At 71.4% G+C, this 12,535-nt stretch carries 9 protein-coding genes; 7 read left to right on the forward strand and 2 right to left on the reverse strand.

The genetic code is table 11. The features are described from left to right. Positions 1–2: 2 nt before the first annotated feature. Positions 3–1,343 (reverse strand): 6-phospho-beta-glucosidase, encoded by a 1,341-nt coding sequence (locus AB0I06_RS02605; RefSeq protein ID WP_363116876.1) that lies wholly within the window; start codon positions 1,341–1,343, stop codon positions 3–5. Positions 1,344–1,533: 190 nt separating this feature from the next. Then, positions 1,534–2,298, reverse strand: coding sequence for a DeoR/GlpR family DNA-binding transcription regulator (locus tag AB0I06_RS02610; protein WP_363117025.1), 765 nt, complete (start codon positions 2,296–2,298; stop codon positions 1,534–1,536). A 148-nt stretch (positions 2,299–2,446) separates the two neighbouring features. Here AB0I06_RS02610 and AB0I06_RS02615 point away from each other — a divergent pair, with 148 nt between their 5' ends. The 7 genes from AB0I06_RS02615 (at position 2,447) to AB0I06_RS02645 (ending at position 12,515) form a co-directional block, all read left to right on the forward strand. Continuing rightward, positions 2,447–3,499 carry a carbohydrate kinase family protein gene (locus AB0I06_RS02615; protein WP_363116877.1) on the forward strand — a complete coding sequence of 351 codons (1,053 nt, stop codon included), beginning with the start codon at positions 2,447–2,449 and terminating at the stop codon, positions 3,497–3,499. Between the two features lie 45 nt (positions 3,500–3,544). Next, positions 3,545–4,822 (forward strand): extracellular solute-binding protein, encoded by a 1,278-nt coding sequence (locus AB0I06_RS02620; RefSeq protein ID WP_363116878.1) that lies wholly within the window; start codon positions 3,545–3,547, stop codon positions 4,820–4,822. Between the two features lie 126 nt (positions 4,823–4,948). Continuing rightward, positions 4,949–5,833, forward strand: a complete 885-nt coding sequence (locus AB0I06_RS02625; RefSeq protein WP_363117026.1) for a sugar ABC transporter permease — start codon at positions 4,949–4,951, stop codon at positions 5,831–5,833. Continuing rightward, complete coding sequence (locus tag AB0I06_RS02630) at positions 5,830–6,678, forward strand: carbohydrate ABC transporter permease (protein WP_363116879.1); 849 nt, start codon at positions 5,830–5,832, stop codon at positions 6,676–6,678. Before AB0I06_RS02625 ends, AB0I06_RS02630 begins: the two co-directional genes overlap by 4 nt. A 179-nt stretch (positions 6,679–6,857) precedes the next feature. Continuing rightward, a complete protein-coding gene (locus AB0I06_RS02635; RefSeq protein WP_363117027.1) occupies positions 6,858–7,727 on the forward strand; it encodes an alkaline phosphatase family protein in 870 nt (289 codons plus the stop codon). Then, positions 7,724–10,657 carry a glycoside hydrolase family 2 TIM barrel-domain containing protein gene (locus AB0I06_RS02640; RefSeq protein WP_363116880.1) on the forward strand — a complete coding sequence of 978 codons (2,934 nt, stop codon included), beginning with the start codon at positions 7,724–7,726 and terminating at the stop codon, positions 10,655–10,657. The genes AB0I06_RS02635 and AB0I06_RS02640 overlap by 4 nt, the downstream gene beginning before the upstream one ends. A 34-nt stretch (positions 10,658–10,691) precedes the next feature. Then, positions 10,692–12,515, forward strand: a complete 1,824-nt coding sequence (locus tag AB0I06_RS02645) for a LamG-like jellyroll fold domain-containing protein (protein ID WP_363116881.1) — start codon at positions 10,692–10,694, stop codon at positions 12,513–12,515. Positions 12,516–12,535 lie beyond the last annotated feature (20 nt).

The raw sequence follows: 12,535 nt of genomic DNA on the forward strand, positions 1-12,535 counted from the left end.
GTTCACCTAAGGTACGCCAACCCCGGGTGGACCTCGGTGTAGCCCTCGACCAGCTTGCGGGCCACATTGACCGAGTCGACGAGGGGGTGCAGGGCGAAGGCCTTCACGGCCGTCGCGCGGGAGCCGGAGTCGGCGGCGGCCAGCACCTCACGCTCCACGGCCTTGACCGCGCAGACCAGCCCGGTGGCATGGCCGGGCAGCGGGTCGACGGTGACGGGGTGGGCGCCGTTGGCGTCGACCAGGCAGGGGACCTCGATCACGGCGTCGGTGTCCAGGACCGACAGCGTGCGCTGGTTGCGGACGTTGAGGATCAGGGTGGTGCGCTCGTCCCGGGCGATCGCCCGCATCAGGGCGAGGGCGACCTTCTCGTAGCCGCCCGACAGGTCGTCCTCGTCGCGTTCGCCGGCCCCGGCACTCTCACGGTTCTCGGCCATGTACGTGGCCTCGCGTTCGGCACGGGTGCGGTCCCAGACGGTGAGGGCGGGGGCGCCCGGGTCGCGCATCTCGGCGTAAAAGCGGGCCTGCTGGTCGTGCAGGAAGGCGCCGCGGGTCTTCTCGGCCTGCTGGTAGGCGCGCACGGTTTCGCGGTTGAAGTAGTAGTAGTGCAGGTATTCGTTGGGGATCGCGCCGAGGGAGCGGAGCCAGTCCGGGCCGAAGAGCTTGCCCTCCTCGAACGAACCGAGCAGGTCGGGGTCGGCGAGCAGGCGCGGCAGCTCGTCACGGCCGGCGACGCGCAGGCCGCGCACCCAGCCGAGGTGGTTGAGGCCGACGTAGTCGATCCACGCCTCGCCCGGGTTCTTCACGCCGAGCACCCGGGCGATGCGGCGGCCGAGGCCGACCGGGGAGTCGCAGATGCCGATGACCCGGTCGCCGAGGTGGCGGGACATGGCCTCGGTGACCAGTCCGGCCGGGTTGGTGAAGTTGATGACCCAGGCGTCGGGGGCGAGCCGGGCCACCCGCCGGGCGATGCCGACGGCGACCGGGACCGTGCGCAGACCGTAGGCGATGCCGCCCGCGCCGACGGTTTCCTGGCCCAGCACCCCTTCGGCGAGAGCCACGCGCTCGTCGTTCGCGCGGCCTTCCAGACCGCCCACGCGGATCGCGGAGAACACGAAGTCGGCGCCGCGCAGGGCCTCGTCGAGGTCGGTCGTGGCGCTGACCTCGGGCGCGTCGGGCACACCGGCCGCCTGTTCGGCGAGGACACGGGTCACCGCCGACAGCCGTGCGGCGTCCAGGTCGTGCAGGACGACGTGGGTCACCCGGCCCTCGGCGTGGTCCTGGAGGAGCGCCCCGTACACCAGCGGCACGCGGAATCCTCCGCCGCCCAGAATCGTCAGCTTCACCGGCTTCCTCCGCTTCGGCAGGCTGCACGGAGCGCGTTGCGGGAACCGAGCACGCGCCACCTCCTTGAACTCGCTCGGGGACCTCGGACCGGTTCCGGTCCGCAGGGCTCAGAGGGGCTGGAACCTCGCTGATCACCGGCGGGTGGGGCGGCCGGTGCCGGCGGGCCCCCCACCGCGGCCGGGGAAGGGTTCACGGTTGCCCCTTTCCCGCCACGACCACCTCGACGCCCGCCTCCTGGAAGGAGGCCCGCGTCACCGGGTCGACCGGGTCGTTCGTCACCACCGCGTCCAGGTCTTCGGGACCGCAGACCTTCGCCATCCCGTTCCCGGGGAACTTCGCCGCGTCGGCGAGCAGCACCACCTTCTCCCCGGCCCTGATCATGGCGCGCTTGACCGGCACCTCCACGACCGTGGTGTCCATGACCTGGCCACCGGGCCGCACGCCGCTGGTGCCGAGGAAGAGCCAGTCGGCGTGCAGCTGGCGCAGGTTGTCCTCGGTGAGGAAGCCGACCAGGGAGCGGTACTCGCGGCGGACCATGCCGCCGAGCAGGACCAGCTCGATGCCCTCGTCGTCGGCGAGTTCCTCGTAGACCACCAGATTGCTGGTGATCACGGTGAGCCGCCGCCCGTGCAGCTGCCGGGCCAGGCGGTAGGCCGTGGTCCCGATGTCCAGCAGCACCGACTGGCCGTCCCTGATCATCGCGGCGGCGCGTTCGGCTATGGCGTCCTTCTCGGCGACGCGCACCTCGGCGACCTCGGCGAAGGGCTGGTCGCCCTCCTCCACGACGGCGCCGCCGTGCACCCGCGTGAGCAGTCCGTCCTCCTCCAGTTTGACCAGGTCGCGCCTGATCGTGGCGGGACTCACTCCCAGTTGTTCCGAGAGGTCGGTCACGGCCGCGGGCCCGCCGGCGCGCAGGGCCCGCAGGATGAGTTGGTGTCGTCGTTCTGCCAGCACGGCCGGAACACTACTCGTCATCTTCAATCATTTCTATGCTCACTTCTGCTCGGGTATTGACCAATCTCTCCGGAGCAGCGCACGATTCCGCTCACCGAATGAAGAGTTTTGACGATCTCCGTCGAAGCCCGAGCGAGAGGACACATCCGTGGACGATGACCGGCCCGATGTGCTGCTGACCGGGCTGCTCTTCTACGACCTCGTCCTCACCGGGCTCGGCAAGCCGCCGACCCCGGGCGAGGAGATCTGGACCCGGGGCATGGGCTGCGGCCCCGGCGGCATCGCGAACCTCGCGGTGGCCGCCTCCCGCTTCGGCCTCAGCACCTGCCTGGCCACGGTGTTCGGCGACGACTTCTACGGCGCGTACTGCCGGGACATCCTGGGCGGTCAGGAAGGGGTCGACCTCTCGCTCTCCCGTACGGCGGACGGCTGGCCGACTCCGGTCACGGTCTCCGTCGCGCACGGCGGCGACCGGGCCCTGCTCACCCACGGCACGGAGCCGCCGTATTCGCAGGACGTGCTGATGGGTGACCCGCCCGGCGCCCGGACCGCCCTGGTGCACCTGGAGGCCGAGCCGCGCGAGTGGCTCGCCAAGGCCGCCGCCAACGGCACACAGATCTATGCCGACGTCGGCTGGGACCCCGCTCAGGAGTGGCCGAGGGCCCTTCTGGACCAGCTGGCCCTGTGCCACGCCTTCCTCCCGAACGAGACCGAGGCGATGGCCTACACCCGCACCGACAGCGCGGTGGCCGCGCTCGGCACGCTCTCCGAGCTGGTGCCGGTCGCCGTGGTCACCCGGGGCGGGGACGGCGCCCTCGCCGTCGACCAGATCACCGGCGAGTACGCCGAGGTGCCGGCCCTGGACACCGACGTCCTGGACGCGACGGGCGCGGGGGACGTGTTCGGGGCGAGTTTCGTCGCGGCCTCCCTCGGCGGCTGGCCGCTCGCGGAGCGGCTGCGGTTCGCGGTGCTGGCCGCCGGGCTGTCCGTGCGGCACCACTCAGGCGCCCTCGCGGCTCCCGGCTGGTACGGCGTCGCACGCTGGTGGCGTGCCCAGAGGGACCCGGAGGTGCGACGCGCCTACGGCTTCCTGACCGACCGCGTCCCGGCCGATCCCGGCCCGCCCGTGCGCCACGCCCCCGTCACCCCGCCGAGCCCTCACACCCCCGTCGGTCCGCGCGCCCGCGAGGAGCGGCACTGACGCTCCACCCCTCTGCACGTCGAACAGGAACAACAGGAGTCACCCGTGGACCTTTCCCGTAGAGGCTTCCTCCAGGCCGCCGCGCTGACCGCGGCCGCCTCCGGTCTGACCGTCGCCTGCGGTGGCGGATCCGGATCGGCCGGCAGCAAGAACGGCAAGAACCTCACCATGTGGTACTGGGGAGGCGCCCTCAGCGACAAGGTGGTCGCCGAGGCGAAGACGCACTTCAGCGGCCAGGTGAAGCTGACCGCCGCCTCCATCGGCGGCGACTTCAAGCAGAAGCTCACCACCACCCTCGCGGCGGGCGCCTCCGTGCCCGACATCACCGGCATCAAGGGCGAGGACATGGCGTCCTTCCTGCCCAACGCGAACCGCTTCCTCGACCTGAACGACCTCGGCTTCAAGAAGATCGCCTCCCGGTACCTGGACTGGAAGACCAAGCTCGCCCGGACCGAGGACGGCCGGCAGATCGGCTTCCCGATCGACATAGGCCCCACCGCGCTCTTCTACCGCGCGGACCTGTTCGACAAGGCCGGGCTGCCCACCGACCCCGACAAGGTCGCCGCCCGGGCCGGGACCTGGGAGGAGTACTTCGCCCTCGGCACCGAGCTGCGCGGGAAGGTGCCGGGCACCTACCTGGTCAACAACATCGGCTCGGTCTTCACCATGGCGGTCGGGCAGGGCACCGAGCGGTTCATCGACAAGGAGAACCGCTTCATCGGCGACCAGGACCACATCCGCAAGGCGTGGACCACGGCCGTGCGCCCCTACACCCTCGGTCTCGACGCCAAGATCAACGACAACACCTGGAACGCCGCCGTCGGCAAGAGTCTGACCACCGAACTCGGTGCCGCCTGGCACGCCCTGGACATCGAGCAGGCGGCCCCGAAGACCAAGGGCAAGTGGCGGGTCTGCGCGATGCCCGGCGGGCCGGCCAACCAGGGCGGCTCCTACCTGGCCCTGCCCAAGCAGTGCCGGAACCCCGAAGAGGCGTTCAAGATCATCAGCTGGATCCTCAGCCCGGAGAACGACGCCCGCGGCTTCACCGACGCCGCCATCTTCCCCGCCGCACCGGCGGCCTACTCCATGCCGGCCATGACGGGAGGCGACCCGTTCTTCGGCGGGCAGAAGATCATCGAGGTCTTCGGTCCGGCCGCCAAGGCCATCCCGTCCAGCTACGAGGCACCCGCCGACGCCGCCGTCATGGCGCCTTTCATGACCGAGCTGTCCAGCATCGAGGCCAAGGGCAAGAAGCCCGACGACGCCTGGAAGGACGCGGTGGCCCAGGCCAAGCAGATCGCCCGGCGGCAGGGGGTGAGCTGAGCGATGACCTCACCTCCGGTCACCGGTTCCGCCACGGTGCCCCGGCACCACGGCGGGCCCGGCCCGGCCCGCTTCCGCCCGCGGCGCACGCCACCCGCGGGCGCCGTGCGGCCGGCGCGTCGCGGGGTGCTGTCGCACTGGCGGCAGTACCTGGCGATCTCACCCTTCTTCCTGATCTTCGGCGTCTTCTCGTTCTTCCCGGTCTTCTACTCGCTCTACCTCGCCTTCCAGCGCTGGGACGGCCTGGGCACCGTGCAGTTCGTGGGACTGCAGCAGTTCCGGTTCCTTCTGGACGACCCGGTCTTCTGGCTGTCCATCCGCAACACCCTGGTGATCTGGGTGCTGTCCACCGTCCCCACCCTGTTCGGCGCCCTGGTGCTGGCGACGCTGCTGCACTCGGTGCGACGCTTCAAGGGCTTCTACCGCATCGCCCTGTACGTACCGAACGTGACCTCGATCGTCGCCGTGTCGATCTTCTTCGGCGCGGTGTTCAGCAACAACTTCGGTCTGGTCAACGCGATCCTCGGCACGGTCGGCATCCCGCCCGTGCCGTGGCTGAGCAACCCGTGGCTGATCAAACTGGTCATCGCGCTGCTGATGACCTGGATGTGGACCGGCTACAACATGATCATCTACCTGGCGGGCCTCCAGGCCATCCCCGCCCAGATCTACGAGGCGGCCCGGCTGGACGGCGCCGGGCCGGTCCGCACGTTCTTCCGGATCACCATGCCGATCATGCGGCCGATCATCCTGTTCACGGTCATCATCTCGACCATCAACGGCTTGCAGAGCTTCAGCGAACCCCAGGTCCTGTTCGGCAGCAACGCCGCCAACCCCAACCTCGGCGGTCCCGGCCAGGCCGGCCTGACCACGCTGCTGTACTTCTACCAGTCGGCCTTCGTCAACAACGACTACGGCTACGGCGCGGCCATCGTGTGGGCCTTCTTCGTGCTGATCATGGTGCTGGTCGTCGTCAACTGGCGGATCGTCCAGCGCGGGAGGAAGTCATGACCGCAGTGGTTCCGAGGCGGTCACGGCGTCCCAGGGGCCTGACCGCACACGTCGTCCTCGTCCTGGCCGTCCTGATCTCGGTCTTCCCGTTCGTGTGGACGATCGTCATGGCGACGAACACCACCGAGGACATCTACAAGAGCCCGCCGAAGCTGACGTTCGGCTCCCATCTGCTGGAGAACGTACGGCACGTGCTGGACACCATCGACTTCTTCGGGTCGATGCTGAACACCCTCGTCGTCGCGACCGTCACCACCGTCCTGGTGCTGTTCGTCGACTCCCTGGCGGCGTACGTCTTCGCCAAGTTCGACTTCCCCGGCCGCAAGACGCTGTTCGCCCTGCTGGTGGGGTTCATGATGCTGCCGCTCCAGCTGGCCGTACTCCCGCAGTTCATCCTCATGTCCGACATCGGCTGGGTCGGCACGCTCAAGGCCCTGGTCCTGCCCGCCCTCGCCAACGCCTTCGGCATCTTCTGGCTGCGCCAGTACATCGAGAACGGCGTGCCGGACGAGCTGCTCGACGCCGCGCGCATCGACGGCGCGGGGTTCTTCCGCACGTACTGGAACATCGTGCTGCCGATGATCAGGCCGGCGTTGTCCTTCCTCGCCATCTACGCCTTCGTCGGCGCCTGGAACGACTACATCTGGCCCCTGGTCGTGCTCAACGACCCGACCCACCTGACCCTCCAGGTGGCGCTGGCCCAGCTCCACGTCGGCCACACGACCGACTACAGCATGGTCATGGCCGGCGTGCTCATGGCGTCCGTGCCGCTCGTCGTGGTCTTCACGATCTTCGCCCGCGGGTTCATCGCGGGCGCCACGGAGGGGGCGGTGCAGGGCAGTTGACCCCCCTCGCCCCGTCAGGGCAGCGCCCCGAAGGGGCGCGGGGAACTGCGCGACCAGCCACAGCGGAGGCGCAGCCAAGAACCGGCAGTCGGTCCCGAGCTCGTAGGACCACAGCGGAGAGGCACCCAGTGACGGACGTCAACACCCAGAGCCGACGCCCCAAGGTACTGGTCGTCGGCATGGACGGCCTGCGCCACGACCGGCTGACCCGCTCGCCGGCCACCGCCCCGGTGCTGCACGCCCTGATGGCCGCGGGCGCCGTCGGCACGAGCCTGCTGCCGTACGGCCGGGCCGACGACGAGCCCGCGTCCGGCACGGCCCACACCGACTCCGGACCCGGCTGGTCGAGCATCCTCACCGGGGTGTGGCCCGACCGCCACGGCGTCACCGGCAACGACTTCAAAGGCGCCGACTACGCCCGCTACCCCGACTTCCTCACCCGCGCCGCCCGCGCCCGGCCCGGTCTGCGCACGGCGGCCGCCGTGTCCTGGCCGGCCCTGGTCCGCCGGGGCACCCTCGGCCGGGCCATCGGCCGGCGGGTACGCCACAACGGCGAACGCAAGGGCTACGAGACCGCGGACCGCCGCGTCGCCCGCACCGTTCTGCGCTGGCTCACCGAGGACGACCCGGACGCCCTGTTCGTGTACTTCGGCGCCACCGACGAGGCCGGCCACGCCACGGGCCCCCTCTCCCCCGCCTACGACCGGGCCCTGCTCGACCAGGACGCCCACCTCGGGCGGCTGCTGGAGGCGATCGACGCCCGGCGCGCGGACCCGGGGCGCGCCGAGGAGCAGTGGACCGTGCTGGTCACCACCGACCACGGGCACCTCGACTCCGGCGGCCACGGCGGCGACTCGCGTGCCGAGCGGGAGGTCTTCGTCGTCCTCGCGGGACCCGGCGTGCCCGCGGGCTCCCGGCTCGACGCACCCCGTCTCATCGACATCGCCCCCACCGTCCTGGACCGTCTCGGCATCCCCGTCGACCCCGCCTGGGGCCTTCAGGGGCGCGTCCTGCTCCGGCCCACCCCACGATCCCCGGAACGGCCATGACCGACGCACCCTCCGACCCCCTGCTCGCCCTGCGCCCCTGGGAAGCCCCCGAGGTGACCTCCTGGCGACGCCTGCCGATGAACGCCGTCGACCGGCGTGCCGGAGCCGTCCGCCTGGACGGCGACTGGCGCTTCCAGCTCCTGCCCTCGCCGGACGCCCCGCTCGGGGAGGCCTGGTCGTCGTCGTACGTCCCCGGCGTGTGGACCATGCAGGGCACTCGCGATCTCCCCCGGTACCTCAACGTCCGCATGCCGTTCGCGCAGTACCCGCCGGATGTGCCCGCCGCCAACCCGACCGGGGTGTACGAGCGTTCCGTGGACGTGCCGGCCGAGTGGACCGGGCGGCGGATCGTGCTCCAGGTCGGGGCCGCCGAGAGCGTGCTGCTGGTCCATGTGGACGGGCGGCCCGCGGGGATCTCCAAGGACTCGCACCTGGCCGCCGAGTTCGACCTGACGGGCCTGGTGCGCCCCGGGGAGAGGGCCACCGTCCGCCTCACCGTGGTGAAGTGGTCGGACGCCTCGCACATCGAGGACCAGGACCAGTGGTGGCACGGCGGGATCACCCGCTCGGTGCTGCTGTACGCGGTCGGCCCGCTGCACCTCGCTGACGTGACCGTGCGGGCCCGGCGGGACGGCGACCTGCTGGTGGAGTGCCGGGTGCGGGACACGGGCGGGGCGCTGCCCGAGGGCTGGTACGTGAGCGGGGAGCTGGACGGGCGCCCGCTGATCCGGGACGCGGAGTTCGACCGGGCCAACGCCGACGACGAGCGCGTCTCCGGCTTCCTCGGCGAGGCCCGGCTGCGCACCGTCGTGCCGGACGTGCGCACCTGGAACGCCGAGACGCCCGAGCTGTACGGCCTGACCGTCCGCCTGCACCGCGCCGACGGCACCGTCGCCGACACCTCCCGGCACCGGGTCGGCTTCCGCGACGTCGAGATCGTCGGCCGGGACCTGCTGGTCAACGGCGAGCGCGTGTTCGTCCGGGGCGTCAACCGGCACGACTTCCACCCGCTGACCGGGCGGACGGTGACCTACGACGACATGCGTGCCGACCTCGTCCTGCTGAAGCGGTTCGGCTTCAACGCGATCCGCACCGCGCACTACCCGAACGACCCGGCCCTGTACGACCTGGCCGACGAGCTCGGTTTCTACGTCGTCGACGAGGCGGACATCGAGTCGCACGACCACGCGCACGAGATCGCCGACGACCCGCGCTATCTGAACGCCTTCGTGGACCGGGTCGCGCGGATGGTGCTGCGCGACAAGAACCACCCCTCGGTCATCGTCTGGTCGCTGGGCAACGAGTCCGACTACGGCGCGAACCACGACGCGGCGGCGGGCTGGGTGCGCCGGTACGACCCGACCCGCCCGGTGCAGTACGAGGGCGCGGCCAAGCGCGGCTGGGCCGACCCGGACCTGGCCTCCGACATCGCCTGCCCCATGTACGCCCCGCTGGAGGAGTGCCTGGCCCACGCCCTGTCCGGCACCCAGACCAAGCCGCTCATCCAGTGCGAGTACTCGCACGCCATGGGCAACAGCAACGGCACGCTGGCGGACCACTGGGCGGCCATCGAGGCCACGCCGGGTCTTCAGGGCGGGTTCATCTGGGAGTTCTGGGACCACGGCATCCTCCAGCGTGTGAACGACGGCAGACCGGCCGGGCGTGGGGGCGCCGGGCTCTACGACAACGGTGTCGCCGCGCCCGGCCACCGCTGGGCGTACGGCGGCGACTTCGGCGAGACGGACCACGACGGCGCGTTCATCGCCGACGGGGTCGTCTTCCCCGACCGCACCCCCAAGCCGGTGCTGTTCGAGCACCGGGAGATCGCCGCGCCGGTGCGCATCGAGTGTTTCCGGCACGAGGGCGTCGTGCTGGGCAACCATCAGCACTTCCGTGGCCTGGACTGGCTGGCGGGCGTGTGGGAGCTGTCCCTCGCCGACGGCACGACGTTGACGGCTCCGGCCGAGCTGCCCGCTCTGCTGCCGGGTGAGACGGCCGCGGTGCCGCTGCCGTTCGCGCTGCCCGAGGACGGCGGCGAGGCCTGGCTGACCCTGCGGGTCACGACGGCCGGGGACGAGCCCTGGGCGCCGCGCGGCACGGTCGTCTGCCTGCCGCAGGTACGGCTGCGGGCGGCACCGCCGGTGACGCACACCCGGGTCCCGGGCGGTCCGGTCGAGGTGGACGGGGACGGGCTGCTGGTCCATCCACTGCTGACGGCCGCGCCCACGCTGTCCCTGTGGCGGGCGCCCACCGACAACGACGAACTGGGCGGCATGGCGGCCCGCTGGCGGGACTGGGGGCTCCAGGCGCCCGCCCGGGAGGTCGTCTCCGTACGGCGTGACCCGGGCCGGGTGACGGTGGTGTCCGACTACCTCTGCACGGGCGGGACAGTGCGGCACGAGCAGGTGTTGACGGCTGTGGAGGGCGGGCTGCTCGTGGAGGAGTGCGCCGAGCTGCCCGAGACGCTGCACGACGTGGCCCGGGTGGGGACCGTGTTGGAGACGGTCGCCGGGCTGAACCTGCTGGAGTGGTTCGGGCAGGGGCCCTGGGAGTCGTATCCGGACCGGGCCGCGGGCGCGCCCGTCGGCCACCACCGTCTCCCGGTGGACGAGCTGTTCACGCCGTATCTGCGGCCGCAGGAGAGCGGCGGACGGCACGGGGTACGGCGGTTCACGCTGTCCGCGCCCGACGCCACCGGTCTCGCGGTGCGGCTGGACCGGCCCCGCCAGGTCTCCGTCACCCGGCATCGCGCGGCGGACCTCGCCGCCGTCGCGCATCACGACGAACTGGTGCCGCGGTCCGGGTGCGTGGTGCACATCGACGCGGCGCACCGCGGGCTGGGCACGGCCTCGTGCGGGCCCGACACGTTCGCCTCGTACCTCGTCGCGGCCGGTGTCCATCGCTGGAGCTGGACACTGCGCGTCCTTTGACTTCCTCCCCTCTCAGTCACCTCTTGGAGCACCCGTGTGCACTTCGCATGACCACGACCCGGGCGAGGCGCCCCAGGCCGGCGCCGGACGACGCGGTTTCCTGCGGGCGACGGCGCTGCTCGGCGCGAGCGCGGCGGCCGTGACCGCGTTGCCCGCGGTCACCGCGCAGGCGGCCCCGGCGTGGTACCCCGACCCGGACAGCCGCCGGTTCACGCTCGCCGTGATGCCGGACACGCAGTACCTCTTCGACGGTCCGAGCATCGACAAGGCACCGGTCGAGGCCTCGCTGCGCTATCTGCTGGAGCACGGCCGGGAGGAGAACATCGTCTTCCTCTCCCACCTGGGTGACCTCACGCAGAACGGCGCGGAGGCGGAGTTCGCCGCGATCGGGGAGGCGTTCCGGCTGCTGGACCGGCGCGGGGCCGGCTACAGCGTCCTGGCGGGCAACCACGACGTGAAGTCGTCGACGACCGACCAGCGGGGCGCCACCGCGTACCTGGACGCCTTCGGGCCGCGGCGGTTCAAGGGGCTGCGGACGTTCGGCGGGGCCTCAGCGGACGGCTACAACACCTTCCACCGGTTCACCGCCGGCGGCCGGGAGTGGCTGGTGCTGGCCCTGGACTGGCGGCTGTCGCCGCAGGGCTTCGCCTGGGCGAAGGACGTGCTGGCCCGGCATCCGAGGACGCCGGTGATCCTCACGACCCACGAACTGGTCGTCGTGGACGACACGTTGTCGGAGTACGGGCAGCAGCTGTGGGACCGGCTGATCGAGGACCACGACCAGATCTTCCTCGCCCTGGGCGGCCACTACTGGCCGGCCACCCGCGCCATCCGGAAGAACGCGGCCGGGCACGAGGTGCACCTGCATCTGACGAACTACCAGAACCGCTACTTCGGCGGCGCCGCGATGATCCGCCTGTACCGCTTCGACCTGGACCGGGGTGTCATCGACGTGGAGACGGTGTCGCCCTGGATCCTCGGCCGGGCGGGGAAGGGGCTCAACGAGCTGGAGCGGCAGGAGATGGAACTGAGCGGTGACGCCGACCGGTTCTCCGTCGAGATCGACTTCGAGCAGCGCTTCTCCGGCTTCGCGCCCGTGCCCGCCCGTGCCGCGCGCCCCGCCGCGAAGCTGCTCGTCCCCGGCACGGTGGCGTACTGGCGCTTCGAGAAGCCGGTGGACGGCACGGTCCGCGACCTGTCGGGGCGGGGGAACGACCTCTCCCTCGTCACGGTCGGCGGCGGCGCGCTGGGCTGGTCGGCGGACCACCACCCCGACCAGCCGGGCCACGGCAGCCTGGAGTTCCAGGGCTTCAAGTCCCCGCTGAAGGGCGCCTACCTGCGCACGGTCGACGCCGCCCCGCTCAACCGGGCCACCTTCGAGGACGGCTACACCATCGAGGCGTTCTACCGGCTGCCCGCCGACTGGGACCCGGACCACCACGCCTGGTCGGGTCTGGTCTCCCGCACGGGCACGGGCGGCGCCGCCGGGAAGAGTGCCGACGACCCGGACGAGCCGCTGGCCACGCTGTCCCTGTCCAACGACCGGGAACCGCAGTGGGCGATGCGCCCGCTCAACCAGCAGGGCATCGCGACCAACTGGGGCCAGGAGACCCCGCTGGAGACCTGGTGGCACCTGGCGGTCGTCAACGACGGCCGGCACACCACGCTGTACGTCGAGGGCTGCCCGGTGGTCCGCAACCCCAAGGCGCCCTCGGTCGGCATCGCTTCCGTGGGTCTGCCGTGGCTGCTCGGCGGCTACGAGTACGGCGGGAAGATCGACCAGATCCTCCACGGCCGGCTCGGCGACGTCCGGATCGTCGCCCGGGCCCTGCCCGTCACCTCCTTCATGAATCACTGAGATCCTGAAGGGCCTGTCGA

The organism is Streptomyces sp. NPDC050674, from assembly GCF_040654575.1.
Classification (GTDB): Bacteria; Actinomycetota; Actinomycetes; order Streptomycetales; family Streptomycetaceae; genus Streptomyces.